Origin of the sequence: Massilia sp. YIM B02443, assembly GCF_030411955.1 — a bacterium.
Taxonomy (GTDB): domain Bacteria; phylum Pseudomonadota; class Gammaproteobacteria; order Burkholderiales; family Burkholderiaceae_D; genus Telluria.
The window spans coordinates 281264-306518 of sequence record NZ_JASNRA010000002.1; the positions used below are offsets into that span (position 1 = coordinate 281264).

Genomic DNA, 25255 nt, shown 5'->3' on the forward strand with positions numbered 1-25255 from the left:
TCCGGGAGAATCGGCCCCAACATCACACTGATCGTGAACGGCAAGCCGCTCAGGTTCGTGCTGGATACGGGAGCGCAGATCAATCTCGTCAATGCGAGCAGTCTTGCAGCTGTCGCCACGGAAACGGCGTGCCAGGCTGCGCCGGCGGAAAGTCAGCCCTGCGATCCCGGGGAACTGGGAACGGTCCAGGATGGCAATGGCCGGTCGCTCGGGAAATTGACGGCGCAACGGATTGATTTGCATGGCGCCCCCTTCGACGGCATCCTGGGCGCGCCGTTTTTCCAAAGCCATACAGTGCTGTTCGATCTGGCCGGGAACCGTTTGCTGATTGCGCCTGCCGATGCCGGGTGCATGAAGTCGCACTGATCAGCTATTCAATCTCTCGCGCTGGCTTTTTTTGCTGGCCATGGGATGGAAGAATCGAGATGTCGTCTTGCGGCAACCGATGCGACCGTGACATTCCGTGAGCGTTTCAAGGCAGCAAAGGTGCTATCTTGCCTGGCAACAATAATGGGCCACCTGTAGCTGCAATGGCTCGACTGCATGAAAACGAAACTGGCATGGAAATCTCAATTCTGATCCTGGTCCTTCTGGTCGTGGCGATGCTCTTCGTTGCGCCAATGATCAAGGGTGCTCCTCGCACTGACAACTATCAAGCGCGCGAGCTGATGACGGAGAATGAAGCCGAGTTCTTCGGGCGTCTGGTCGTCGCGCTACCGGACCATTACATCTTCCCTCAGGTCGCCATGACCGCCCTCATCGAGGCAGCCAGCCGCGACAAGAAACAGGCGCATGCCGACCGCTTGCGGATCGCGCAACAGCGTGCCGATTACGTCGTGTGCGACAGACGGTGCAATGTGGTGGCCGTGGTCGAACTGGATGACCGCACCCACTCGCGCCACAAGGACAGGATGCGCGACGCGCGACTGCGCAGGGCAGGGATTCGCACGGTACGATTCGAATCGAAAAGCAAGCCAAGCGCCCAGGCAGTGCGCACTGCCGTGCTCGCGGCCGGCGCCGTCGCGGAAGCCGCCCAACCCCGCCTGGCCGCATAAGCGAACAATCCGGCTGCTGCCACGAACTGTAATGACAGGCTGATACCATGCTGCGTTCCGCCAACTTCATATTCCGTCCATTCACGCCCGACGATGCGCCAGGCTTTGTGGATGCGGTAGTCGAATCGTCTTCAACATTGACGCCATGGATGCCATGGGCGACCCCGCACTATTCTGCGGCCGAAGCGCACGCCTGGATAGCGCGATGCCAGCAAGGATGGCAGGATCGAAGCGGTTTCGAATTCGGCATCTTCGATGTCGCATCCGGCGTATTCGTCGGCGGATGTGGCCTGAACCAGCTCCATCGCCTGCACGAATTCTGCAATCTCGGGTATTGGGTACGCCAATCCTTCCATCGGCGCGGCGCGGCGACCGATGCGGTGCGCACGCTCGCGCGCTTCGGCTTCGAGGAACTCAAGCTTGGCCGCATCGAAATCGTCATCGGCGTGGGCAATACGGCCAGCCTGGGCACCGCAAGAAAAGCCGGCGCCATCGAAGAAGGCGTGGCGCGCAACAGGCTCAAGCTGGGCGAGCGCTTCGTCGATGCTCACATGCTGGCACTGGTACCGCCCTTGAAGCCTGGCTGACCCGGTCCGAGAAAATCGAGCAGCGTCAGCGCCACCACCTTGGTCGCGCGCCGCAAGTCTTCCAGCAGCAAGCGTTCGTCCGCCTTCTTGGCATTCGCCTCTTCCACCGTGCGATCAGGCTCAGTGCCGACAAGTGGACACGAACTGGACGCTAGCTGCTGCTCGGCCCGTGTCCGCTTGTCGGCACTGATCTTTGAACCCGAGGCGTTGGCGATCGTCGGCGCTTATCTGCCCGGCTACCGAAGACAAGGGATGCATGTACTCCAGTTGCCTGAGGATCTCCTGCCTGATCTGCCAGCATAGCGTGCCGGGATCCTTCCAGAAAGGCCAGAGCCCAGTGTTCTCGATCGCATGCCTCCAGGCGTCGAGCGCACCCTGCGCCCTGAACTGTACCGGATAGGGGCGGCCAAAAATCCACGTTATGGGGCTGCGTACCAGCGCTGACCCGATGTTAACGAATCCATTCAACGACGCTGGCTGTCGGCCAAGCGTGCCTGTCGCACGCGCTTGCCCTTGCCGTTTCAGGTCCTTCGGCATTGCCAGCCTCCTCAAAATAATTGCCAGAAAACTTTAGACATGGCACAAGGAAACGTGTTGATGGGGGACAAATTCTGCTTGGCAGCCTCAAGGTAACGTGTCCGCTGAACTTTCATGCGCGCTACGGCCGCGGACCATCGGAGGTAATCAATGGGCGAAAGCCAGAAAATCGCGGTCGATGCCGCGCTGTCGGCATTCAGCGGCGCATCGCAACACAACCGGCTCATGCGGCTCGACTTTCCATTCAAGGACGGGCCACCGGCGATCCTTCTGCCTAACAAGCTGGTCGCTCATGAGGAAGTCTCGCGCAGTTTCCGCTTTGACGTCGAGGTGCTGTCAGACGATCCGCGCATCCCTTTGAAGAAACTGATGGGCCGCATGGTGACCGTCTCCCTGGTGCGGGACGACGGATCACTGCGCTACTTCAACGGCTACATCACTGAGTTCCGTTTCCTGCGCAGCGATGGGGGTTTCGCCTTTTACCAGATGGTGCTCGAACCGTGGCTCGCGTTTGCCCGCCTGCGCAAGGATAGTAGGTCGTTCCACAATAAAAACGTGCTCAAGGTCACCGAGGATACCCTCAAGCATTATTCCCAGGCCGAATGGGACATGAAACTGACTGGCGACGATCCGCAGCTTACCGTCGCGAACCAGTACAACGAGACCGACTACAACCACCTGCACCGGCGCTGGGAAGCGCTGGGATTGCACTACTGGTACGAACACAGGTTCGACGGCCACAAGCTCATGATCTCGGATGACAGCTTCCTGGCCAAGCCAATCGACGAGGAAGCGTACTGGATTTCGTTCCACGACAAGGGCGGCTCGCGCGAAGACGACGGCATCCATACGTGGACGGCAATCCGGCGGCTCGGCTCCGGCAAGACCACGCTCGCCTCGTTTGACTACAAGAATCCCAGGGCGCAACGCGTTGAAGCCGCTTCGATGAACCAGCAAGGCGACGTCTTCCCCTACGAAATCTACGAGGACCTTGGTGCCTATGGATTTCGCCTGTACGCCGACGGTGCACAGCTGGCGGGCCGGCGCATGGACGAAGCGGAGAAGGACACGCAATATTTCGAGGCGGCGGGCAACGAACGGTGCGTGCTGCCCGGCCGCGCGTTCAAGCTCAGCGGCCACTTCAGCGCCGAGGCGCGCTCGCGTCGATACGATGCCAAACCGCGCAGCAGCATCGAGAACCGTTTCTACCTGATCCTGGCCGCCGACCATGAGGTATCGAATAATTATCAGGCCGGTCCTGATGCACCCTCGCATTACGAAAACCGCTTTACGTGCATCCGCCAGGATATTCGATGGCGTCCCGGTCGCAACTTCAACAGCGAGCCTGTCATCTATACGGGGCTGCATACCGCCATCGTCGTCGGCCCGGCAGGCGCCGATATCCATACGGACGGCTACGGACGCATCAAGCTGCAGCCTCACTGGGACCGGCTGGGCAACTACGACGAAAAGAGCTCACCCTGGATCCGGGTATTGAGCCCGGCGGCTGGCAGCGAATTCGGGCAGATCCGGTTGTCCCGCGTCGGCGAGGAAGTAGCCGTCGTCTACCCAAATGGGAATATCGACCATCCGCTAGTACTCGGCGCGCTCTACAACCAGGCACACATGCCGCCGTGGTCGCTGCCGGAACAGCAGTCGCTGGCCGGCCTGCGCAGCCGAGAGCTTGGGGGCGGAAGGCGGGGCAATCACCTTGTTCTCGATGACACCAAGGAGAAGATTCAGGCGCAGCTGAAAAGCGACCATCAGTGCAGCCAGCTGTCGCTCGGGCACATCACGCGCATCGAAGACACCAGCGGGCGCAAGGACGCACGCGGCGAAGGTTGGGAGTTGCGCACTGATGGGCATGGCGTGGCGCGCGCCGCCAAAGGGCTATTGATCACAACTGAAGCGCGGCAGACAGCACGCGGCCCGATCAAGGACATGGGCGAAACGGCAAGGCGACTGGATGCAGCGCACAAGCTGCACGATGACCAGGCGACAGCCGCACTGCAGGGCCTGGCCCAGGAAAGTGGGCAGCAGCATGACGTTGCCGATGTGCTCAAAGCGCAGAACGACGACGTGCACGGCACTGGCGAGCCTTTCCCCGAGCTATCCCAACCCCATCTGGTCCTTGCCAGCCCGACCGGCATCGAGACCACGTCCGCACAGTCGACCCACATCGCCAGCGCCGAGCACACGGCGCTAACGGCCGGACACAGCCTCTCGATCGCAACGGGCGAGAGCCTGTTCGCAAGCATCAGGCAGACCTTCCGCCTGTTCGTCCACAAGGCGGGCATGAAGCTGATTGCGGCGTCCGGCAAGATCACCGTGCAGGCGCATGACGACGACATCCAAGTCATCGCCAACAAGGTCCTGTCCCTGATCAGCCAGTCTGACTGGGTCGACATCAGGGGAAAGAAAGGGGTGCGGCTGCACGGCCCCGGCGCCATGGTTGAAATTACCGACCGCATGCAGGTGTTCGCGCCCAAGCCGGCACTATTCCACGGCAACCTCGAAACACTCGCTCCGCAGAATCGGCCGCAACCATCGACCGAGCACAAGGTCACCATCACGGAGCCGAAGACGCCGGACGATCCGAAGCAGCTCCTGTTCATGCTGCAAACCCATCCTGGAAGCGGACGCCCGTTTGCGAACGTCCCTTACACCCTCTACAAGAACGGCAGTCAGGTCGACGAAGGCATCACCGACGACCTCGGCCGTATCGCCATCGAGCATAGGAGCGGGACACCGGGCTACTCAGTCGAGCTGGCAAACGGCGAAAAGTTCGATCTCAAGGCTTGGGAAAAGTTTGACCCCAAGGACAAAGCCTTGCACACCGAGCAGCTTCTCTCGAACCAGGGCGCGCGTGCGCTCGATGATTCGGCGGAAGGCCGTACTTACTCCTGAATTGGCAGCGAACTGAAGAGGAAATCTCATGAGCTCTGAAAAGTATCTGCGAACTGAAAAGGTTCACATCGACGAAGTCAGCTGCAAAGCGACAAGCACTATTCAATGGTTTGCGGAAGACAAGAACAAAAACGGAAATACCACCCATCCCATCACGCACAACAACAAGCTCAGCCTGCTGATATGCGGCCAGGAAGGCTTCGCAGCGATCGCGAAGGACATAGCGGAAGCAAAGGAAAGCATTGACCTGGTGTGCTGGGGTTTCGATCCAGGAATGGAACTATCGCGAAACGAATACAAGTGGATCTGGCCACGGTCCGAGACCTATGGAGATCTCCTGATTGCAGCAGGAAGACGGGGTGTACGTGTCCGCTTGCTGATCTGGTATAGCTGGCTCGGTGGCAAGAAGCAGAAACACATGCCGGGTCACACCCATGACAAGAACCCTTGGTGTACTCAGGAGGGGGATGTCGCAGCTCAAAAAATAAATGCCAAAGCCAGCGTTCAACTGATACGCGAGCACGCACGGGAGAAACGCCATAAAAAGGAGTGGAACATTTCGGGCGACAAACTCGCCGCAATGGCACGAGAAGAGTATTGCTGCAGCTGGTACAAGGCGGCATTCAAGAATCAGCTGCAAGGCATCAGTATCCGTCTGCGTGATGGAGATTGCAACAAGAACGAAGCATCGCTCGGGCGCGAACTCAACAAGCCGGATTTTTCTGAAAATTACCTGATGGAGCATCACGGGACCCATCACCAAAAACCGATACTCATCGATTTCGCCTACAACAAAGGAGAAAAAGCAGTCGGTTACGTGATGGGATTGAACTCCCTGACCGGCTATTGGGATACCGAAGAGCATTCCGTCGAAAATCCCCTGCGCGAACAGGGTGGAGCCAAGACGCTAAAAGAGAAAACGCAGGGTGTAAAAGACTTGCATGATTTCGAGACGCAAAAGCCCTACCGTGATTACGCTTGCCGGATCGAGGGTGGACGGGCACTGATACCCCTTCACGAGAATTTCGAGAGTGCCTGGGAGCGTGCAGGCGGCGGTGCCAGGACGAAGCCATACGTGTGTACCACCCCACCGACCGCTCTGCTGCGCAAGGCAGCAAGCGGTGACTCGACGGTACAAATCGTCCGGACCCAACCCGAAGAAGACGATTTCACCATCAAGGACATCTACTTCAATGCGACCCGAGTTGCCGCAGGGGGGACGGGCTACCTGTACCTCGAGAACCAGTATTTCCAGTACCAGGAGTGGGCCGAACAGCTGCTTGCGGTGCGCAAAAAGGTGATCGCCGGGTGGAACCGCAACTGCGCGAAGATCGGTAAGGGCGCTGAAGACATCCCGATCATGCATGTCTTCGTCGTCATCCCGGCCCCGGAAGCGAAGGAGATGATTCCCCGTACCTATGAGACTCTGGCTCCCCTGGGTCAACAAGAGGGCCTGACCGGGCAGGTCAACATGATCGACCAAGCCAATCAGAAGGCCAAACTTCAGCAAGGCGCGTCGAAGCACTCCTTCGGGGTCATCGACAGGGGGGCACCCGCGCAGCAGGCCTTACCTGAAGTTGTCTCGGCTGCCAACAAGATTGACAAGCCTTCCGAGCTTATCCTCAAAGAGACATACGGCTTACGAGTGTGCGTCGCCGTCCTCAACGCCTGCGAATTCAATCAGGCGCGGCGCCAGTGGCGCTATCGCGAGATCTACATTCATTCCAAATTGCTACTAGTCGACGATGGCTTTTTCACGCTCGGCAGTGCGAACCTGAACCAGCGCAGCATGGTGGTGGACAGCGAGATCAACCTTGCCACCAATGACCCGCGCCATGCGACTGCACTGCGTAAACGAGTCTGGTCGCAACTCGCGACCGAAAAAAATAATGGTGGAAATGCGACGCCCCAAGAAATCAAGGAAACCTTCAAGGAATGGGTAAAGCTCATGAAAAAAAACAAGGACAGACAGAAGGCGGACCCGACCGATCCGATTGGCAAACAGATGAAGGGCTTCATCGTCCCACTGGACGATGGACGAAGCTCGACCATACGAGTTGCTTGAACCATGCCTATTCATGCCGCCTTTTCCCCGCCGCGTTGCTGCCATTTGGCAACTCTTCTTCTCACACTTACTCTTCTGACGGCCTGCGACATGGACAAGAACAAGGTTTCTGGATACATGCAAGAATTGGCGCCCTTCGATCCCCACATTGCTTCCTTCGACTGCCAGACCGAAGCGAGAAAGGTGCCGCCGGTCGATGCCCAAGCCGAGGACTGGTTCCTCGAGGCACGCGCGCTGGAAGATCATTCGACCTTCTATGCAGATCGCGACTACAAAAAGATCGTCCGGTTGACCCGCCAGGCCGCCGATCGGCATCATTGGAAGGCGATGCTGAACCTGGCCAGCCTGTACGTGGAAGGGCGCGATCCGCCGCATGGCAAAGACGCGGCGCTGATGCTGGTGTCGCAGGCCGTGGAATTGGGCATTCCAGCCGCCTATGACCGGATGGGCACCTATTATCTTAATGGCACAGGCGTAAGCGCCAATGCCGACCGCGCCTATGCCTTTTTCCAAAAGGCGGCCCAGATGGGCAACCCGCAGGCGATGGCCTTCCTTGGCGAGAAAATGGATGCCGGCGCAGACGGTCTCAAGCCTGGCTACTGGGGCAACATCCCGATTGCGATCAAAATGTTCGAATGCGCGCTGGCCCAGGGTTACGGCCCGGCCGCGGTGGAGATGGAGCCTATGTATGCAATCCCGCGGGCACCGAACGGAAAGGGACTTGGCAGGGAAACCCCGGAAACCCGCGACCGGGTGATGCGTGCCCTGCATGAGGGCGTGAAGGGCGGCTGCAAGTACTGTGCGGATAGATTGTTCCTTGAGTTCGCTCGTCCGGACGAGCTGGAAAATATGTTCGTTCCCTTCATCGACAAAGCACGCGGCCAACGCTATGACATGCTTGGTGACGCACTCAGTTTCAATCCCGACCGCCGCTTCCCCAACCTCGACAAGATCCTGCCGCTGCCGCCAGCTGCGCTGCCGCCCTGGGATGGCACACGCGAAAGCCTGCTCGCGGCAGCCATGGCTGTCGTGCCCGCGCCAAATACCCCGGCACCTACCGAAGCCTCGCTCAGGAAGGGGCGCTACTTCCTCGACAGTGCCTATGTCCTCCGGCCGATAGCGGAAACAACGGGCGCAGCTCAGGCGCCAGTCGCCAGCTACTGGCAACCAACTGCGCCGCAAGAAGCGGCCGAGGTGCGCGCCTTCCTTGCCGGCATCCCGCCCGGCCTCTACGGCAAGGGCGAAGCGTTCGAGCAGCCTCGCTTCCCGAACGGCATGGAATTGAAAGCCAGCGACGGCATCGTCTGGCAGCGCGTGCTCACCGTACGGAATGACAACGGCGCGGTCACACCGCGCACCGCGCTCAGGCTGTCGCGTCAAGTCACACGGCTCGAACCGCCGGCCGAATGTAACGGGAACAAGGAGTGCCGGATCACGGGTACTTGGCAACCATGGCTTGCACCAGGCCATCCTCTAGAACAGGAAGTCAATCAAGCGTGGCGGCAGCGCTGGCTAACTGCCGGACAGCCGTTTCCGGACCCGAGGCGTGATTGGATGCTACCTTTGGACAGTGCGGAATTAAAGTGGCACCTGCTGGAGGCGGAGACGCCAGTAGAGAAGTAACTTACGCTAGCCATGTCGAAAGGTCGCGCTCGCGCAACTTCTTTGCTCCGGGCAAGGTAGCGCAGCGAGCCGGCTCATCAATTAGTATTGGGAGGTAACTGAGCATGAAGCATGAGAGGCGTGGTGTAATTCGATTGAATGACAAGACGGACCACGGTGGCCAGGTTGTTTCCGTTTCGTCCGGTACTATCGTGATGGGTACTGAAGCAGCACTTGCCGACGATGTTACCTTCTGCCCCAAATGCAAGGGGCAGTTTCCTATCAAGCCGGACGGTGCCGGCGCCAAACACAAGGGGCGGCCCTATGCGTATAACAACGACCTCACCGCTTGCGGTGCGAAGTTGATTTCGTCGATATGAGCGGCCTGGCCACCCTTGAATCTCCCCGGATTTTGAGGAGCGTCCATTGTTAAGCGCCGTGCACGCTCGACCAGGTGAATTGTCAATTCAAGGCACAGCGGCCGAACCAGCTGTGGGTGAGCGATTTTATGTATGTCTCTACATGTCGGGGCTTCGTGTACGTCGCCTTCGTCATCGACGTCTTTGCCCGCCGGATTGTGGGTTGGCGAGTGAGCAGTTCGATGCGGACCGACTTCGTGCTCGACGCGTTGGAGCAGGCACTGTACGACCGTCAGCCCGAGCGCAGCGACGCCCTGGTCCACCACAGCGACCGCGACTCTCAATACGTCTCTATCCGGTACAGTGAGCGTCTTGCAGAGGCCAGCGTAGAGCCGTCTGTGGGCAGCAAGGGCGACAGCTACGATAACGCCCTGGCCGAGACCATTAACGGGTTCTACAAGGCTGAGCTGATCCACCGCCGCGCTCCGTGGAAGACGCGCGAAGCCGTGGAACTGGCCACGCTGGAATAGGTATCCTGGTTCAACCACCATCGCCTGCTGGAGCCACTCGGCTATATACCGCCGGCGGAAGCTGAGGCAAACTATTACAAGCAGTTGAGAAGTCAGGCTATCCCGGCCTGACTCACACTCACCGGCCTCCACGAAAGCCGGGGCGATTCATTGCGTCGTCTACCGGCCAGAGACATTCTGTTGTCATGTGCCTTGCCGCTTAGCCAAAACTCCTACTATCGGGAATGAAAATACAGCGCCTGCCTTTTCGCTTACCTCGGTCGATACCTCACTACTGACGCCGTTCGCAATCGCTAGAAAACCTGGCTGCTTATAAAGCCGAATAACTACTCCGAATTAAGAAAATCGAGCAGCGTCAACGCCACCACCTTGGTCGCGCGCCGCAAGTCCTCCAGCAGCAAGCGTTCGTCCGCCTTCTTGGCATTCGCTTCTTGCACCGTGCGCGGCCCGGCGCCGTACAGCACCGCCGGGATCCCGCGCTCGCCGTACAAGCGCGCATCCGCATACAGCGGCGTGCCGACGGCAGGAATCGCCTCGCCGATGACGGCGCGGCCGTGACGCTGCAAACTCGCCACCAGCGGCGCCACGCCCGGCAACGGACGCAAGGCCTGCGACAGCAGCAGGCGCCGGATCGACAGCGTGATGCCGGGAATGTCACGCACCGCATCCTCGATCAGCGCGCGCGCCTGCGCTTCCACCTGCACCGGATCTTCTTCCGGAATCATGCGCCGGTCGAGTTTGAGCGTCACCGTGCCCGGCACCACGTTGGTATTGGTGCCGCCGTCGATGCGCCCGACGATCATGGTCGGCGAACCAATGCCGGCCACGCTGCTGCGGATCTTCTTCAACGCCGGCAGCTCGCCGTAGATCGCATTCAGGATGCGCGTGGCCGCCTGCAGCGCGTCGACCGCCAGTTCCGGCATCGCGCCATGCCCGGCCTTGCCGTGCACCGTGACTTCGAGCTGCAGGCAGGCGTTGTGGGCGGTGACGATGGCGTAGCTGAAACCGGCCGCGATCACGTAGTCGGGCCGCGTGACGCCCTGCTCCAGCAGCCACTCCGGCCCCAGCAGGCCGCCGACTTCTTCGTCGTAAGTGAAGTGCAGTTCCACCGCGCCGGCCAGCGGCACGCCCAGCGCTTCCAGCGCGCGCACCGCAAACACATAGGTGGCGAAGTCGCTTTTCGAAACCGCCGCCGCGCGCCCGTACAGGTAGCCGCCTTCGATCTCGGCGCCGTACGGCGGATGGGTCCAGCCCGCGCCCGGCGGCACCACGTCGCCATGGGCATTGAGCGCCAGCGTCGGCCCGCCGGCGCCATACGGCCGGCGCACGATCAGGTTGACGATGCTGGCCATGCCGTAGTCGCGCACCTGTTGCGCCGGCGGCGCATGGCGCTCGACCGGCCAGCCGGCGCCCTCCAGCAGTGCCGCCACCGCCTCGGCATGCGGCGCGGTGTCGCCCGGCGGATTGTCGGTGGGGATGCGCACCACCTGCTGCAGAAAGGCCACCTGCTGGTCGAAGTGCGCGTCGATCCAGGCCAGCAGCCGCGCGTGCAGGGTCGTGTTCATGGCGCGTCTCCGGTGTGCGCGCCGGCCTCGAACCAGGCGCCAACCTGGGCCCGCTCGGCGTCGGTCATGTGGGTCAGGTTCGCCAGCGGCATGGCCTTCAGTTGCACGGTCTGCTGGTAGATGCGCGCCGCGTGCTGGCTGACCAGCGCGGGTGTGTGCAGCATCACGCCGGCGGGCGGCGCGGCGAAGCCGGGCTGGGTCGGCTGCGCGGCGTGGCACGACACGCAGCGCTGGTCCATGATGGTGCGCACCCGGGCGAAGCGGGCGGCGTCGCCACCGGCGGGCGACGCCGCCTCGATCCGGGCCGGTGCGCCAGGCGCCAGCAGCACTGCCAGCGCCAGGAGCACGGCCACGCCGGCCGCCGGATACTGCCATGCGATGCGGCCGCGATGGCGCAGGTTGAAGAAGTGGCGGATCAACACGCCGGCCAGCATGATCGCGCCCAGCACCGCCCAAGCGTGCGCGTGGTTGTAAGTCATCGCATAGTGGTTGCTGATCATGATGAACAGCACCGGCAGCGTGAAATAGTTATTGTGGACGCTGCGCTGCTTGGCCTTGATGCCGTGGACCGGGTCGGGCTTGTGCCCGGCCAGCATGGCATTGACCATCTTGCGCTGGCCCGGGATGATCAGCATCGCCACGTTGGCCACCATCATGGTGCCGATCATCGCGCCCACGTGCAGGTAGGCTGCGCGCCCGCTCAGGAGCTGGGTCAGCACCCAGCTGCTGCCAACCAAAAACAGCCAGATCACGCCGCCAAACATCAGTGGCCGCTGGCCCAGCGGCGAACGGCACAGCAGATCGTAGACGATCCAGCCGGCCACCAGGCTGCCCAGGCCGATGCCCACCGCCTGCAACGACGTCAGGTCGGCCACGCTGCGGTCGACCATCATCGCGCGCGCGTTCAGGTAGTAGACGATCACCAGCAGCGCGAAGCCGGACAGCCAGGTGGTGTAGGCCTCCCACTTGAACCAGTGCAGCTCCGTTGGCAGTTCGCCTGGGGCCACCAGGTACTTCTGCGGGTTGTAGAAACCGCCCCCGTGCACCGCCCACAGTTCGCCCGACACGCCCTTCTTCGCCAGATCGGAATCCGGGGCCGGCGGGCGGATCGAGTTATCGAGCCAGACGAAATAGAACGAGGCGCCGATCCAGGCGATGCCGGCGACGATGTGCAGCCAGCGCACCAGCAGGTTGAGCCACTCGAGACCGTACGGCGCCAGGTATGCGAAATCCATGCGTTTCCTTTGAATGCGAATGCGATGACACTGAGGTGAGCGATGTGCTGCGTGATGCCGCCTGCATGGCGCGCGCGGGGGGCTTGCCGTGCCTTGAAGATACGCCGATTTCAATTTCTGCAACATGAAAACTAGCGTATATTCGACATATCCCCCACGATATACACACCGCCTTTACCGCCATGGCCAGCCTGCCCCAGCACCTCGACCTGCACCTGATCCGCATCCTGTACCTGCTGCTGGTGGAGAAGAACGTGTCGCGCGTGGCGCTGAAGCTGAACCAGCCGCAGCCCTCGATCTCGGCCTCGCTGCGCAAACTGCGCGAGCTGACCGGCGACCCGCTTTTGGTGCGCGGCGCGCGCGGCATGGTGCCGACCCAGCACGGCGAGAGCCTGCTCAAGCCCGCCAAGCGCATCCTGGACGAAGCCGAGAGCCTGTTCGTGCGCAAGGCGCCGTTCCTGCCCGAGGAGGCCGCGCGCACCTTCCACATCGCCGCGCCCGACTACCTCGACATGCGCTTCCTGCCCAACGTGGTGGCGGCGGTGCGGCGCGGTTCGCCCAACAGCAAGGTCGTGATCCACAGCCTGGGACCGGGCAGCGACTACCTGCGCATGCTGTCCGACGGCGAGATGGACCTGGTTGTCGCCAACTGGGACGAGCCGCCCGCGCACCTGCACATCTCGAAGCTGTTCGAAGACCCGATCATCTGCACCATGCGCGCCGACAGCCCCTACGCCAAGCGCACCGCCGCCGACGCGATGACGCTCGACGACTACCTCGGCCTGCCGCACGTGGCGCCGACCCAGATGCTGCCCGGCTACCACGGCGTGATCGACGCCTTCCTCGAACGCCAGGGCCTGCAGCGCAAGGTGGCGGTGGAGTCGCCCTACTTCGGCGTGATCCCGTACATGCTGACCCAGAGCGACCTGGTGCTGACCACCGGCCGCCAGTTCATCCGCGCGTTCGAGAAGACCCTGCCGCTGAAAAGCTTCACGCTGCCGCTCAAGTTTCCGCCGATGCGCTTCTACCAGCTGTGGCACCAGCGCGTGCACGGATCGACCGAACACAAATGGCTGCGCGACCAGGTCAGCGGCGCGGCGCGCGCGCTGACGCAGGACTAGCAACAGGTATATCCGCGCGCCGAGTGCGGTCATGCCGGCGCCGATATGCCGGCCTGGTTGACCAGGACGTATCATCGAATGCTTCGACTGCGGAGGTGCCATGACCACGATCCAGAGCCTGAACGATTGCGACGCCGCCGGCTTCGTCGACGCGCTACGCGGCATCTACGAGCACTCGCCCTGGATCGCCGAGCGGGCCGCCGCGCGCCGGCCGTTCGCCAGCCTGGCCGCGCTCAAGCTGGCGTTGCAGGATGCCGTCGATGGCGCCGCCCCCGCCGAACGCCTGGTCCTGCTACGCGCCCATCCCGAACTGGCCGGCAAGGCCGCCATCGCCGGCCGGCTGACGGCGGAATCGACCGGCGAACAGGCCGGCTCGGGCCTGGACCGCTGCTCGCCCGACGAATATGCGCGCCTGCACGATCTCAACGCGCGCTACAACGAACGCTTCGGCTTTCCCTTCATCCTCGCGGTCAGGGGCCCCACCGGACGCGGCCTGACGCGGCAAGCCATCATCGACACCTTCGCCCGCCGCGTGACCAATCAGCCGGCCGACGAACTGGCCGAAGCCCTGCGCCAGGTGCACCGCATCGCCGAGATCCGCCTGAACGCGCTGCTCGGCGCCGAGCCGGCACTGGGCGCGCTCGTGATGGACTGGGCCGAGCAGCTCGGCGCCGTCAGCGACGACGAATCCGGCCTGACCTGCGCCTACATGACGCCGGCGCACCGGCGCACGGCGGCACTGATCGCAGGGTGGATGGAGGATAGCGGCATGACGGTCCACGTCGACGCCGTCGGCAACGTGGTCGGGCGCCATGCCGCAGCCGACGCCGGCGCGCGCACCCTGGTCACCGGCTCGCACTACGACACCGTCCGCAATGGCGGCAAGTACGACGGCCGCCTCGGCGTCCTGCTGCCGATCGCGCTGGTACGCCAGCTGCACGCGCGCGGCGAGCGCCTGCCCTATCACCTGGAAGTGATCGCCTTTTCCGAAGAAGAAGGCGTGCGCTTCCGCAGCACCTTCCTCGGCAGCAGCGCGGTAGCAGGCAGTTTCGACCCCGCGCTGCTCGATGCAGTCGATGCCGACGGCACCAGCTTGCGCGCCGCGCTGGAAGCGGCCGGCCACGATCCGGCGGCGATCCGCGCCATCGCGCGCGATCCGGCCAGCCTGCTCGGCTTCGTCGAAGTGCACATCGAACAGGGCCCGGTGCTGCTCGAACGCGGCCTGCCGCTGGGCGTGGTGAGCGCGATCGCCGGCAGCTCGCGCTACGTGGTCGAGCTGAGCGGCGTCGCCGGCCACGCCGGCACCACGCCGATGGCCATGCGGCGCGACGCCGCCGCGGCCGCCGCCGAGATCGTGCTGCTGGTCGAGCGGCGCTGCAGCGGAAACGGCTCGCTGGTCGGCACCGTCGGCCAGCTCGAGGTGCCGGGCGGCTCGGTCAACGTCATCCCCGGCCGCTGCCGCCTGTCGCTCGACATCCGCGCCGGCGACGACGCGCTGCGCCTGGCCGCGGTGGACGACATCCTGGACGGGATCTCCGCCATCTGCGCCCGGCGCGGCATCGATGAACGATTGTGGAAGCTGCTCGAGATCGACGCCGTGCCGTGCGCGCCGCGCCTGATGGACGGCCTGGGCGCGGCGATGGCACGCGCCGGCCTGCCGCGCTTCGACCTGGCCTCGGGCGCCGGCCACGACGCCATGCGCATGGCCTCGATCACCGACGTCGCCATGCTGTTCGTCCGCTGCGGCAACGGCGGCATCAGCCACAACCCGCTCGAGACCATGACCGCCGACGATGCCGACATCGCCGGCCGCGTGCTGCTCGACTTCCTCAAGACATTAGGCTGACCGTCAGCGTCGCGCACGTCCCATCATCAGCGCACCATATACGAGGGCCGCGATCGCGACGCCGACGAACCAGGCATAGGTATAAATCGTCTGGAACGCCTCGCCCACGTCGGGGAAAGCGCTCGGGAAGGCCGCGTTCAGGAAGCCCGGGATGTTGGGCGCGACGCCGGCCACGAAGGCCACGATGGCGGCCATGTTCCAGCCGTTGCCGAAGCCGTAGGCGCCGTCGTGGCGATACAGCTGCTCGACCTCGAGCACGGTCTTGCGAACGGCATAGTAGTCGACGATCAGGATGCCGGCGATCGGTCCCAGCAGCGCCGAATAGCCGACCAGCCAGGTGAAGATGTAGTTCTGGGTCGATTCCAGGATCTTCCACGGCATCATCACCAGCGCCAGCCCGGCCGTGATGTAGCCGCCAGTGCGGTAGCTGATGCGGCGCGGCGCCAGCGCCGAGAAGTCGTAGGCCGGCCCGACCAGGTTGGCGGCCAGGTTGACGCTGACGGTGTCGACCAGCAGCACGATCAGCGCCACCAGCACCGCGATGCCGATCATGCGGCTGGCCAGGTCGACCGGATCCCACAGCGCCTTGCCGTACAGGACCACGGTGGCCGAGGTGACGATCACCGCCAGCGCCGCCAGCAAACCCATCGGCGCCGGCAGGCCGATCGCCTGGCCCAGCACCTGGTCGCGCTGCGACCTGGCGAAGCGGGTGAAGTCGGGAATGTTCAGCGCCAGCGTGGCCCAGAAACCGATCATGGCCGTGAGCGAAGGCCAGAACGCGGACCAGAACTGGCCTTCGCGCCGGCCGCCCGGCGCAAACTGCGAGGGCTGATCGAGCAGCGGGCCGAAGCCGACCGCCCGTATTTCCAATTCCTTGTGCACCCACCACAGCAACACGAAGCAGATCGCGATCTTCAGCGGCGCGGTCCAGGTCTCGAGCTTGCGGATCGACTCCATGCCGTGCACCACGAAATACAGCTGGATCGCCCAGAACGCCAGGAAGCAGCCCAGCTGTGCGCCGTTGACGCCGAGCCAGGCCAGCGGCGCGCCGCCGATCGGGGCGCCGTTCATCACACCCAGCAGCGTGTAGATCATGCTGCCGCCGAACCAGGTCTGGATGCCGTACCAGCCGCAGGCGACGATGGCGCGCATCAGCGCCGGCAGCCGGGCGCCGCGGGTGCCGAACGAGGTGCGCGCCAGCACCGCATAGGGAATGCCGTACTTGGCGCCGGCGTGGCCGATCAGGAGCATCGGCAACAGCACGATGGCGTTGGCGAGGAACACCGTCAGCACCGCCTGGCGGCCCGACATGCCCTCCTCGACCAGGCTGGCGGACAAGGTATAGGCCGGGATGCACATCACCATGCCGACCCACAGCGCGGCGAAGTGGTACCAGCGCCAGGTGCGCTGGGCGGCCGTGGTGGGGGCGAGGTCGTCGTTCCAGAGGTCGGGATCGGTGTCGGGTTGCTGTTGCGTGGTCACGGGCGCGGGCCTTTCAAAAACGGTGCGCGCGAGTGTACCGGAATGCTAGCGACGGCGCGCCTCGTTGGCCGACTGCGCCGCCGCGGCCCGTCAAGCCTGCAGGTCGGCGTGGATGGCCTGGGCCGCGCGCTCGCCGTGGCGCAGCGCGTCGCCGATCCCGAGCCGCGCCGCCACGCAATCGCCGCCGGCATAGATGCCCGGCAGCGCGCTGCGGAAGCACCCGTCGACCTGGATCCGCTCGCCTTCGTGCGACAGGCTGCGCAGCGCGTCGTCCGGCGCCAGCCCGGCCGCCGGCGCGCGCCCGACCGCCTTGAATACGGCGTGCGCGGCGATCTCGGTGAAGCCGCCGGTGTGGACCAGGCAGCCGTCCAGCATGCGGGTCTGCTCGAAGCGCACCGCCTCGACCGCGCCGTGCGCGTCACGCAGCACCTCCAGCGGCGCCAGCCACGGCCGCACGCGCACGAAGTGTTCGCGCGCGGCCTGCATGGCGTCGTCCGGCGGCAGCGCGTGGCGCAGCGCCAGCGTCACGTCCCGGGCGCCGAGCGTCTTCAGGCGCGCCGCCAGCGCCACCGCGCCGTCGCCCGAGCCGATCACCACCGCGCGCTGTGGAACTGACTGTACCGCCGGCTCGTCGCCGGCCACCACGGCGGCAACCGCGCGCGCCGCGTCGCTCAGGCCGGCCGGCGCCGGACCGCTCAAGCCCAGCACGCGCGCCATCGCCAGGCCGATGCCGAGATACACGGCGTCGTGGCTCAGGTGCAGCGCGGACAGGTCGAGGTTCTCGCCCAGCTTGCGGCCATATTCGACGCGGATGCGCCCGACGGCCAGCAGTTGCGCGAACGCGTCCTGCTCGGGCAAAGCCAGCACCGACAGCGTCTCCAGCATGCGCTCGCGCGAACGCGCCTCGTACAGCACCACGCCGTTGCCGAGCATGGCCAGGCGGTGCGCGCAGGCGACGCCGGACGGGCCGGCGCCGACCACGGCCACCAGCCTGCCGGTCGGCGCGGCCGCTTCGGCGTCCAGCCACGCGGCAGTCTGCGCCAGCACGGCGCGCGGGTCGGTCAATGCGTTCATCTTCTTCTCTCTCTTTATTGTTGATGTTGGCCGGAGATGTGTGGGGAGCCGTTCACTGCGGCTCCTTTTACCTTGCTGCCCTGCTAGCCCAGGCGCCTGAGCACCGCCGCCAGCTTGCCGAACAGTTCGTCGACGTGGCGGCGCTCCAGCACCAGCGGCGGCGACAGCGCGATGATGTCGCCGGTGGTGCGGATCAACAGGCCGTCGGCGAAGGCCGCCTTCAGCGCGGCGTAGCCACGCGCACCCGGCTTGCCTGGGATCGGTTCAAGTTCGACGGCCCCGATCATGCCGATCGAGCGCAGATCGATTACGTACGGCAGGCCGCGCAGCGCATGCAGCGCATCCTCGAAATACGGCTGCAGGGCGCGCGCATTCTCCAGCACCGCCTGTTCGCGGAACACCTCCAGCGTGGCCAGCGCGGCGGCGCAGGCCAGCGGGTGGCCGGAATAGGTGTAGCCGTGGAACAGCTCGATGCCCGGCGGCGCATCCATGAAGGCGTCGTGGATGAAGCCCTTGCTGAACACGGCGCCCATCGGCACCGCGCCGTTGGTGATGCCCTTGGCGGCGCACATCATGTCCGGCTCGACGCCGAAACAGTCGCCCGCGAACGGCGTGGTGAGGCGTCCGAAGCCGGTGATGACTTCGTCGAAGATCAGGAGGATGCCATGGCGGTCGCAGATGTCGCGCAGGCGCTGCAGGTAGCCCTTCGGCGGAATCAAGACGCCGGTCGAGCCGGACACCGGTTCGACGATCACGGCGGCGATGGTGGACGGGTCGTGCAGCGCCACCATGCGCTCCAGGTCGTCGGCCAGCTCGGCGCCGAACTCCGGTTCGCCGCGCGCGTAAGCATTGCGCTCCAGGTCGTGGGTGTGGCGCAGGTGATCGGCGCCCGGCAGCAGCGGGCCGAAGTTTTTCCGGTTGGCGCCGATGCCGCCCACGCTCAGGCCGCCGAAGCCGACCCCGTGGTAGCCGCGCTCGCGCCCGATCAGGCGCGTGCGGCCGCCCTCGCCGCGCGCCTTGTGGTAGGCCAGCGCGATCTTGAGCGCGGTGTCCACCGCCTCCGATCCGGAGCCGGTGTAGAACACGTGGCCGAAGCGGTGGCCGGAAAATTCCATCAGCTGCTCGGCCAGGTCGAAGGCGGCCGGGTGGCCCATCTGGAAGGTCGGCGCGTAATCGAGCTGGCCGGCCATGGCGGCGATCGCGGCCGTGATCCTGGGCTGGCCGTGCCCGCACGGCACGCACCACAGGCCGGCGGCGCCGTCGAGGATCTGGCGGCCGTCGACGTCGCGGTAATACATGCCTTCGGCCGACACCAACAGGCGCGGGTCGCGCTTGAAGTCGCGGTTGTTGGTGAACGGCATCCAGAAGGATGACATCGAGCGCGGCCTGGACTGGTTCATGTTGATCTCCTCGACTCGGTGACACCGACATCAATGCAGTTTGAACAATATTCGGGCTTCTGGCAACCACAACGGCGCTGCAACCGGCCGGCGCTCTCGCACACCGTTGTTCACATGGCGCACAGCAATGGTATGCTACCGCTTACCACATTGACAACGCCGAGCATGTCGACCTATTTCACCCCTGTCCTGACCACCGATCGCCTGGTGCTGCGCCCGCTGAAGACGGAAGACGCCGCCGGCCTGTTCGCCATCTTTTCCGACCCCGCCGTGGTGCGCTTCTGGAGCACCGAGGCGTGGACCGACATCTCGTTCGCCGAGACCGCCATCGCCCGGGCGCAGGAAGGCTACCGCGACGAAACCGACATCCACTTCGCGGTCGAACTGGTGCGTGGCGGACAGCTGATCGGCACCGTCAAGCTGCACCACTTCTTCAACCAGAACAATCGCTGCGAGCTGGGTTACGCCATCGCCAGCGCGCACTGGGGCCAGGGGTATGCGAGCGAGGCGATCGGCGCGGCGCTCGAGCACGGCTTCCGCGAGGTTGGGCTGAACCGGGTGGAAGCCGACATCGACCCGCGCAACCAAGCCTCCGCCCGGGTGCTGGAAAAACTCGGCTTCCGCAAGGAAGGCTACATGCCGCAGCGCTGGCTGGTGCACGGCCAGTATGCCGACACGGTGAACTACGGCCTGCTGCGCAGCTACTGGGACGAGCGCACGACGGTGCGCGGATGACGATGCGGAGCGGGACGATGAAGACCTTGACGGCATGCGCGGCACTGACCCTGGCGGGCCTGGCCGGCGCCTCGCCCTCGGTGGCGGCCCAGGCCACGGTGCCGGCCTGGCGCGACGTGACCGTGTATGCGGCCGACGCCGCCTACCCGGCCGCGCTGGCGCGCCGCGGCGTGCAGGGCGAAGCGGTGGTCGAACTCACCGTCGACGCCGAGGCGCGCGAGCGCACGGCCACGGTACGCACCTCGTCGCGCTCGGCCGAGCTGGATGCGCTGGCAGTGACGATGGCCAAGCGCATGGACATCGCCGCCCTCGATGGCGCCAGCGGCCTGGTGCGCGTGCGCTTCTTGAAGGACCACAGCACCACGGTGGCCACCAAGACCTGCGCCGACTTCAACGTCGACGCGGCCTACCAGGCCGCTACCTTTCCCGAGCGCAGGCTGCGCGAGATGCCGATCATGATGGACAGCATCGGCATGCTGATCCACAGCCTGCACCGCGCCGGCACGCCGCGCACCTTCCCCGCGGTCGAGCCGCTGATCGACGCCACGGTGGCGGCCTGCGCGCGCACGCCGTCGTCGGGCATGCTGGACGTGATGCGCCAGGAAGCGCTCAAGCTGATCGAACAGTAGGCGCGCAGGCCGTATTGACGGCGCCGCGCGTTACCGTTCATCCTCCGGCACGACCGTTCGACCCAGCCGGCATGCACTTCGTCGGATCGCCGTTGGCGCCGGCGCCGCGCGCGCCTACAGTAGACGCGTCAATCACCGAGAAGGATACGCTCGCATGAAAACCATCCATACGCCCTCCAGCCGCTTCAAATCGATCCTGCGCGACATGGAAGTCGCCGGCCGCGCCGGCTGGCGCCTGGCCAGGTCCGGCGCCCGCACGCTCAGCCGCATGCCGTGGCCGGTGCTGCTGGTGGCCGCGGTCGCGCTGGCCGCCCTGCTGACCATCGTGCCGCTGGTTCTCGGCCTGTTCATCGCGCTGCTGGTGCTGAAGTTCGTCGCCGGCATCGTGTTCAACCGCGGGCCGCGCGATATCGAGGTCTACAAGCCGCACGATCCGCAGTCGCAGGGATAAGCGGCATGCCTGCAACCCAGATCAACCGCGCCCTCGACTTCGTGCGCGACGCCGTGCGCGAAGCCGGCGCGCTGTGGTGGCGCTTCTTTGACTGGCTGGCGCTGGTCGAATGGCGCCAGCTGTACCTGATCTGGTTCCTGGCGCTGGTCACCGGCTTCTTCTTCGCCGTCTCCGAGCCGGCGATCTGGTTCGTGCTGATCTCGTTCGGCGTCAAGGTGCTGGCCGGCGGCAAGCGCCGCGCCGAACTGCTGGCGCGCGAAGCGTCGGACAAGGCGAACGTCGCCACGCTGGAACGGCGGCTGATGGAAGCGCAGATGGCCACGCTGCAGGCCCAGGTCGAACCGCACTTCCTGTTCAACACCCTGGCCCTGATCGGCCAGCTGATCGAGACCGACCAGAAAGAAGCCGCGCGCGTGCACGGCTACCTGATCGAATACCTGCGCGCCTCCCTGCCGCAGATGCGCAGCAAAAATGGCAAAGGCAGCGGCGGCACGCTCGGCAAGCAGGTCGAGCTTTCGCGCGCCTACCTGGCCATCATGCAGGCGAGGATGAAGGAGCGACTGGCGGTGCGCTTCGAAGTGCCCGACTTCCTCGGCAGCGCACCGTTTCCGCCGATGATGCTGCAGACCCTGATCGAGAACGCCATCAAGCACGGCCTGGAACCGAAGATCAGCGGCGGCACGATCGTGGTGCGGGCGCGGGTGGAAGGCGCGACGCTGCACGTCGACGTGTGCGACGACGGCGTCGGCATCGACCTGCATGCCGGCGAAGGCGTGGGCCTGGCCAACATCCGCGAGCGCCTGGCGCTGTTGTACGGCAAGGCGGCCGAGCTGGCGATCGAGATCCCGCCCGGCGGCGGCGCCTGCGTGTCGATCCGGCTGCCGTACCGCATGACCGAGGACGATTGAATTGAACCCGACCGCCCTGATTGCCGACGACGAGGCGCCGATGCGCGACCAGCTGCGCACGCGGCTGCAGCAGGCCTGGCCCGGACTGCGCATCGTCGCCGAAGCGGCCAACGGCCTGGACGCGGTGACGCTGGCCGGCGAACACCGGCCGGACATCGTCTTCCTCGACATCCGCATGCCCGGCATGGGCGGCATCGACGCCGCGCGCCAGCTCTATGACCGCTGCCACATCGTGTTCGTCACCGCCTACGACCAGTATGCGATCGACGCCTTCGAGCACGGCGCGATCGACTACCTGCTCAAACCCGTAACACCGGACCGGCTGGCGACCACGGTGGAACGCCTGCAGCGGCGCCTGGAACGGCAGCCGCAGGACATCGGCGCCCAGCTGGCGCAGTTGGCGCAACTGAGCGACCGCCTGCTGGGTGGGAACGCGCCGGCGGCGCGCCCTGCGTACCTGCGCTGGATCCAGGCCCAGTCCGGCCAGAGCCTGCGCATGGTGAGCACGCGCGAAGTGCTGTTCTTCCAGTCGGACGAAAAGTATACGCGGGTGCAGACCGCCACCGCCCAGCACCTGATCCGCAAGACGCTCAAGGAGCTGGAAGAAGAGCTCGATCCGGACGAGTTCTGGCGCATTCACCGCTCGACGCTGGTGCGGGTCGACGCCATTCTCGAAGTGCGGCGCGACCTACGCGGACGCCAGATGCTGCGACTGCGCGATTACGCGGAAGAGCTGGAAGTGAGCCGTAATCACGGGGCGCTGTTCCAGCAGATGTAGGCCAAGCCTCAACCCTAACCCTGTGCGGTAGGACGGACGATGACTTCGCCGACGTCAATATCGTCGGGTTGGGCAATCGCGAATGCAATGGCGTTCGCGATTGCCGCCGGCGGCATGGCGATTTTTTCCATCGCGGCAACGATGGGCGCTTTGGCATCGGCGTCCGCGATCGACTCGGCGAAATTGGTGCGGGTGAAGCCGGGCGAAACAACGGTGACGCGCAGGTGTTCTCCCGCCTCTTGCCGCAAGCCCTCCGAGATCGCACGCACGGCGGATTTGGTCGCACAATACACCGCCATGTTCGGCACAACCCGGTAGGCCGCCGTCGAACATAGATTGATGACATGCCCGAAGCCCTGACGCCGGAACACCGGCAATGCGGCGGCAATGCCGTTCAGGACGCCTTTCACGTTCACATCGATCATCTCATTCCATTCGTCGACGCGCAGCGCGTCGAGCGGCGCCAGCGGGCCAATGCCGGCGTTGTTGACGCAGACATCGAGCTTGCCGAAGCGCTCCACTGCCAGAGCGACGATCGCGCTCAGATCGGCGTGGCGCCTGACGTCGATGCTGGCGTGAACCGCCTGCCCGCCCGCGTCGTTGATGCGCTGCGCCAGGGCCGCCAGCTTGCCGGCATGGCGCGCGCCCAGCACCACCCGGCACCCTTCGCTGGCGAGCAGCAATGCGGTGGCTTCGCCGATTCCGCTGCTGGCGCCCGTGATCATGATGACCTTGTCCTGAATGTGCATGTTTCCCCCCGGCGTGAGTAGATGACGGTATTGGCGCGACCATTGGCCAACGCGCTGGAGACGTGATCTTCGCACCGGGTGCCTGGTCGATATATGATGTATCCACCCGAATTATTCATTGATCGTACATATCCATGGATCCGCTTTCCGGTATCTTTTCCTTGCTGACGGTACAAAGCGCACTGACAGCCCGCATCGAGCTGCGCGGCCCATGGGCACTGCGCTTTCCCGAGTACCGGCATGTCAAGTTCACGGGGGTCCTGGAAGGGCAATTCTGGCTGTGGTTCGACGATGGCTCGCCGCCACTGAAGCTGGAAACCGGCGACTTTTATCTGATGACGCGCGGACTGCCTTACTGCGTCGGCAGCGATCCGACCCTGACACCCGAGGATGGGCGGGCCTTCCTGGCCCGGCATGCAGGGCCGGACGGGATCGTGCGTTCTGGTGACAGCGGCCAGACAGCCATCGCGACCGGCGGCCGCTTCACGTTCGAGGGCGACGGCAGCGATCTTCTCTTGAACCTGCTGCCACCGCTGGTCCATGTCCAGGCTGGCGCGCCGGGTGCGGCGCCATTGCGCGCGGTGCTGGAATTGCTGCGGCTGGAGTCGGCGGCAGCGCTGCCGGGAGCATCGGTCGTGTCTGCCAGCCTGGCGAGCCTGATCCTGATGCAGATCCTGCGCGCACAGCTGGCAACAGCAGTCCCGGCTGCAGGATGGCTGGGGGCGCTGGCCGATCCCCGGATCGGCAAGGCCTTGAGCCTGATGCATGCGCAATTCGCGCGATGCTGGAAGGTGGAAGAGCTGGCGTCGGAGGTGGCCATGTCGCGCACCGCGTTCGCCGAGCGCTTCCGGCGCCTGGTGGGCGTGCCGCCGCTCGCCTACCTGATCGACTGGCGCATGTCGGTGGCGGGCGCCGCACTAAAGACGGGCGCCAGTCTGTCGCAAGTGGCGGAACATGTCGGCTACGGTTCAGAGGCTGCCTTCAGTGCCGCGTTCAAGCGGGCTACCGGGCAAAGTCCCGGGCAGTACCGGTCGCGGCGGGCCGGGCAGCAGGTGCCGTCAGTCGATCCGGAGCGCCGGATCTTGCCCCTGGCACTCAACGCTGGTGCGGATTGCCCCGATTTGTGAAGTGCGGCGTGATATGCGTGAGCGGCCGATGCTGCGACTGCGCGCAGAGCGAACGTCAGGGCCCCGGCAGCCGAGCCCGTTCGTGAGGCTGCTCGCCCAGGCGGTTTTCCTTTACTTCTCGCCCAAGAAAACGACAAGTTCGTCATATCCGCCTATACGCTGCCCGTCGATATAGGTCTGCGGCGTGGTCTGGACGCCCTCGTCCTGCATGAAGGCATCGACTTCGCTTCGGGTAGTCAACTGATGATCCTCGACCTGGTAACCCGCCCGTTTTAATAATGTCAGCGACTCGACGCCAAATGGACAAATATGTTCTGGGGTGACCATGCGGTGCAGTACAGCTTGTTTCGATTCGATTGTCATGTTTACCTGTTTCCTTAAAGGCTAAGTTTTTTGTGGCAATGAGACGAGCCAGCAGATCGTGGACTTGAGGTTAGGCCGCTAGTGCCGGCGGCGCCGTGCGTCACCGCACGCACGGCTGTGATCACGTGGTCAAGCGCTGGAAGCCCCCTT

23 protein-coding genes and 1 pseudogene are annotated in these 25255 nt (G+C 64.5%); 16 read left to right on the forward strand and 8 right to left on the reverse strand.

The window, feature by feature from the left end:
• Positions 1-33: 33 nt before the first annotated feature.
• From QPK27_RS03510 to QPK27_RS03520, 3 genes are all read left to right on the forward strand, one after another.
• Positions 34-366, forward strand: coding sequence for a hypothetical protein (locus tag QPK27_RS03510; protein WP_290416817.1), 333 nt, complete (start codon positions 34-36; stop codon positions 364-366).
• A gap of 194 nt (positions 367-560) precedes the next feature.
• Positions 561-1055, forward strand: a complete 495-nt coding sequence (locus QPK27_RS03515) for a DUF2726 domain-containing protein (RefSeq protein WP_290416818.1) — start codon at positions 561-563, stop codon at positions 1053-1055.
• Positions 1056-1102: 47 nt separating this feature from the next.
• A complete protein-coding gene (locus tag QPK27_RS03520; protein ID WP_290416819.1) occupies positions 1103-1642 on the forward strand; it encodes a GNAT family N-acetyltransferase in 540 nt (179 codons plus the stop codon).
• Here the strand turns inward: QPK27_RS03520 and QPK27_RS03525 are convergent.
• Positions 1603-1749 (reverse strand): hypothetical protein, encoded by a 147-nt coding sequence (locus QPK27_RS03525; RefSeq protein ID WP_290416820.1) that lies wholly within the window; start codon positions 1747-1749, stop codon positions 1603-1605. The genes QPK27_RS03520 and QPK27_RS03525 overlap by 40 nt on opposite strands.
• A gap of 580 nt (positions 1750-2329) precedes the next feature.
• On the opposite strand from QPK27_RS03525, the gene QPK27_RS03530 reads away from it, so the two are divergent.
• The 5 genes and pseudogenes from QPK27_RS03530 to QPK27_RS03550 form a co-directional block, all read left to right on the forward strand.
• Positions 2330-5086: a type VI secretion system Vgr family protein gene (locus QPK27_RS03530; RefSeq protein ID WP_290416821.1), complete on the forward strand. Its 2757-nt coding sequence runs from the start codon at positions 2330-2332 to the stop codon at positions 5084-5086.
• A 28-nt stretch (positions 5087-5114) separates the two neighbouring features.
• Complete coding sequence (locus tag QPK27_RS03535; RefSeq protein WP_290416822.1) at positions 5115-7151, forward strand: phosphatidylserine/phosphatidylglycerophosphate/cardiolipin synthase family protein; 2037 nt, start codon at positions 5115-5117, stop codon at positions 7149-7151.
• Positions 7152-7241: 90 nt separating this feature from the next.
• Positions 7242-8774, forward strand: a complete 1533-nt coding sequence (locus QPK27_RS03540) for a tetratricopeptide repeat protein (RefSeq protein ID WP_290416823.1) — start codon at positions 7242-7244, stop codon at positions 8772-8774.
• A 104-nt stretch (positions 8775-8878) separates the two neighbouring features.
• The gene (locus QPK27_RS03545; RefSeq protein ID WP_290416824.1) at positions 8879-9133 is read left to right on the forward strand and encodes a PAAR domain-containing protein; all 255 of its coding nucleotides are present in this window, start codon (positions 8879-8881) and stop codon (positions 9131-9133) included.
• Between the two features lie 53 nt (positions 9134-9186).
• A pseudogene (locus tag QPK27_RS03550) lies at positions 9187-9753 on the forward strand (IS3 family transposase); the annotation flags it as partial.
• 215 nt (positions 9754-9968) lie between these two features.
• Here the strand turns inward: QPK27_RS03550 and QPK27_RS03555 are convergent.
• The gene (locus QPK27_RS03555; RefSeq protein ID WP_290416825.1) at positions 9969-11207 is read right to left on the reverse strand and encodes a M20/M25/M40 family metallo-hydrolase; all 1239 of its coding nucleotides are present in this window, start codon (positions 11205-11207) and stop codon (positions 9969-9971) included.
• A complete protein-coding gene (locus QPK27_RS03560; RefSeq protein WP_290416826.1) occupies positions 11204-12442 on the reverse strand; it encodes a urate hydroxylase PuuD in 1239 nt (412 codons plus the stop codon). Before QPK27_RS03560 ends, QPK27_RS03555 begins: the two co-directional genes overlap by 4 nt.
• A gap of 182 nt (positions 12443-12624) precedes the next feature.
• Here QPK27_RS03560 and QPK27_RS03565 point away from each other — a divergent pair, with 182 nt between their 5' ends.
• Together QPK27_RS03565 and QPK27_RS03570 are read left to right on the forward strand one after the other, a co-directional pair.
• Positions 12625-13563: a LysR family transcriptional regulator gene (locus QPK27_RS03565; RefSeq protein ID WP_290416827.1), complete on the forward strand. Its 939-nt coding sequence runs from the start codon at positions 12625-12627 to the stop codon at positions 13561-13563.
• A 100-nt stretch (positions 13564-13663) separates the two neighbouring features.
• The gene (locus QPK27_RS03570) at positions 13664-15409 is read left to right on the forward strand and encodes an allantoate amidohydrolase (RefSeq protein WP_290416828.1); all 1746 of its coding nucleotides are present in this window, start codon (positions 13664-13666) and stop codon (positions 15407-15409) included.
• A gap of 3 nt (positions 15410-15412) precedes the next feature.
• On the opposite strand, the gene QPK27_RS03575 is transcribed toward QPK27_RS03570, so the two are convergent.
• The 3 genes from QPK27_RS03575 to QPK27_RS03585 form a co-directional block, all read right to left on the reverse strand.
• Complete coding sequence (locus tag QPK27_RS03575) at positions 15413-16891, reverse strand: NCS1 family nucleobase:cation symporter-1 (RefSeq protein WP_290416829.1); 1479 nt, start codon at positions 16889-16891, stop codon at positions 15413-15415.
• A 90-nt stretch (positions 16892-16981) separates the two neighbouring features.
• Positions 16982-17965, reverse strand: coding sequence for an FAD-dependent oxidoreductase (locus QPK27_RS03580; RefSeq protein WP_290416830.1), 984 nt, complete (start codon positions 17963-17965; stop codon positions 16982-16984).
• 83 nt (positions 17966-18048) lie between these two features.
• Positions 18049-19365, reverse strand: a complete 1317-nt coding sequence (locus tag QPK27_RS03585; RefSeq protein ID WP_290416831.1) for an aspartate aminotransferase family protein — start codon at positions 19363-19365, stop codon at positions 18049-18051.
• A 165-nt stretch (positions 19366-19530) separates the two neighbouring features.
• Between QPK27_RS03585 and QPK27_RS03590 the strand changes: the two genes are divergently transcribed.
• The 5 genes from QPK27_RS03590 (at position 19531) to QPK27_RS03610 (ending at position 22866) form a co-directional block, all read left to right on the forward strand.
• Positions 19531-20100 carry a GNAT family N-acetyltransferase gene (locus QPK27_RS03590; RefSeq protein WP_290416832.1) on the forward strand — a complete coding sequence of 190 codons (570 nt, stop codon included), beginning with the start codon at positions 19531-19533 and terminating at the stop codon, positions 20098-20100.
• A 17-nt stretch (positions 20101-20117) separates the two neighbouring features.
• Positions 20118-20729: an energy transducer TonB gene (locus tag QPK27_RS03595; RefSeq protein WP_290416833.1), complete on the forward strand. Its 612-nt coding sequence runs from the start codon at positions 20118-20120 to the stop codon at positions 20727-20729.
• A 154-nt stretch (positions 20730-20883) separates the two neighbouring features.
• Complete coding sequence (locus tag QPK27_RS03600) at positions 20884-21180, forward strand: hypothetical protein (protein ID WP_290416834.1); 297 nt, start codon at positions 20884-20886, stop codon at positions 21178-21180.
• A gap of 5 nt (positions 21181-21185) precedes the next feature.
• Positions 21186-22088 (forward strand): sensor histidine kinase, encoded by a 903-nt coding sequence (locus QPK27_RS03605; protein WP_290416835.1) that lies wholly within the window; start codon positions 21186-21188, stop codon positions 22086-22088.
• A gap of 1 nt (position 22089) precedes the next feature.
• A complete protein-coding gene (locus tag QPK27_RS03610; RefSeq protein WP_290416836.1) occupies positions 22090-22866 on the forward strand; it encodes a LytTR family DNA-binding domain-containing protein in 777 nt (258 codons plus the stop codon).
• Between the two features lie 14 nt (positions 22867-22880).
• On the opposite strand, the gene QPK27_RS03615 is transcribed toward QPK27_RS03610, so the two are convergent.
• Positions 22881-23615, reverse strand: coding sequence for an SDR family oxidoreductase (locus QPK27_RS03615; RefSeq protein WP_290416837.1), 735 nt, complete (start codon positions 23613-23615; stop codon positions 22881-22883).
• Between the two features lie 134 nt (positions 23616-23749).
• Between QPK27_RS03615 and QPK27_RS03620 the strand changes: the two genes are divergently transcribed.
• Complete coding sequence (locus tag QPK27_RS03620; protein ID WP_290416838.1) at positions 23750-24742, forward strand: AraC family transcriptional regulator; 993 nt, start codon at positions 23750-23752, stop codon at positions 24740-24742.
• A gap of 111 nt (positions 24743-24853) precedes the next feature.
• Here the strand turns inward: QPK27_RS03620 and QPK27_RS03625 are convergent, their stop codons facing one another.
• A complete protein-coding gene (locus QPK27_RS03625) occupies positions 24854-25105 on the reverse strand; it encodes a glutaredoxin domain-containing protein (protein WP_290416839.1) in 252 nt (83 codons plus the stop codon).
• Positions 25106-25255: the final 150 nt, after the last annotated feature.

Excerpts from the sequence above, each read along its gene's own strand:
- QPK27_RS03570 (WP_290416828.1), top strand. The coding sequence starts at position 13,664 with ATGACCACGATCCAGAGCCTGAACGATTGCGACGCCGCCGGCTTCGTC.
- QPK27_RS03515 (WP_290416818.1), top strand. The coding sequence starts at position 561 with ATGGAAATCTCAATTCTGATCCTGGTCCTTCTGGTCGTGGCGATGCTC.
- QPK27_RS03615 (WP_290416837.1), bottom strand. The coding sequence starts at position 23,615 with ATGCACATTCAGGACAAGGTCATCATGATCACGGGCGCCAGCAGCGGA.
- QPK27_RS03560 (WP_290416826.1), bottom strand. The coding sequence starts at position 12,442 with ATGGATTTCGCATACCTGGCGCCGTACGGTCTCGAGTGGCTCAACCTG.
- QPK27_RS03595 (WP_290416833.1), top strand. The coding sequence starts at position 20,118 with ATGAAGACCTTGACGGCATGCGCGGCACTGACCCTGGCGGGCCTGGCC.
- QPK27_RS03605 (WP_290416835.1), top strand. The coding sequence starts at position 21,186 with ATGCCTGCAACCCAGATCAACCGCGCCCTCGACTTCGTGCGCGACGCC.
- QPK27_RS03600 (WP_290416834.1), top strand. The coding sequence starts at position 20,884 with ATGAAAACCATCCATACGCCCTCCAGCCGCTTCAAATCGATCCTGCGC.
- QPK27_RS03620 (WP_290416838.1), top strand. The coding sequence starts at position 23,750 with ATGGATCCGCTTTCCGGTATCTTTTCCTTGCTGACGGTACAAAGCGCA.
- QPK27_RS03585 (WP_290416831.1), bottom strand. The coding sequence starts at position 19,365 with ATGAACCAGTCCAGGCCGCGCTCGATGTCATCCTTCTGGATGCCGTTC.
- QPK27_RS03590 (WP_290416832.1), top strand. The coding sequence starts at position 19,531 with ATGTCGACCTATTTCACCCCTGTCCTGACCACCGATCGCCTGGTGCTG.
- QPK27_RS03520 (WP_290416819.1), top strand. The coding sequence starts at position 1,103 with ATGCTGCGTTCCGCCAACTTCATATTCCGTCCATTCACGCCCGACGAT.
- QPK27_RS03625 (WP_290416839.1), bottom strand. The coding sequence starts at position 25,105 with ATGACAATCGAATCGAAACAAGCTGTACTGCACCGCATGGTCACCCCA.
- QPK27_RS03535 (WP_290416822.1), top strand. The coding sequence starts at position 5,115 with ATGAGCTCTGAAAAGTATCTGCGAACTGAAAAGGTTCACATCGACGAA.
- QPK27_RS03565 (WP_290416827.1), top strand. The coding sequence starts at position 12,625 with ATGGCCAGCCTGCCCCAGCACCTCGACCTGCACCTGATCCGCATCCTG.
- QPK27_RS03555 (WP_290416825.1), bottom strand. The coding sequence starts at position 11,207 with ATGAACACGACCCTGCACGCGCGGCTGCTGGCCTGGATCGACGCGCAC.
- QPK27_RS03580 (WP_290416830.1), bottom strand. The coding sequence starts at position 17,965 with ATGAACGCATTGACCGACCCGCGCGCCGTGCTGGCGCAGACTGCCGCG.
- QPK27_RS03530 (WP_290416821.1), top strand. The coding sequence starts at position 2,330 with ATGGGCGAAAGCCAGAAAATCGCGGTCGATGCCGCGCTGTCGGCATTC.
- QPK27_RS03540 (WP_290416823.1), top strand. The coding sequence starts at position 7,242 with ATGGACAAGAACAAGGTTTCTGGATACATGCAAGAATTGGCGCCCTTC.
- QPK27_RS03545 (WP_290416824.1), top strand. The coding sequence starts at position 8,879 with ATGAAGCATGAGAGGCGTGGTGTAATTCGATTGAATGACAAGACGGAC.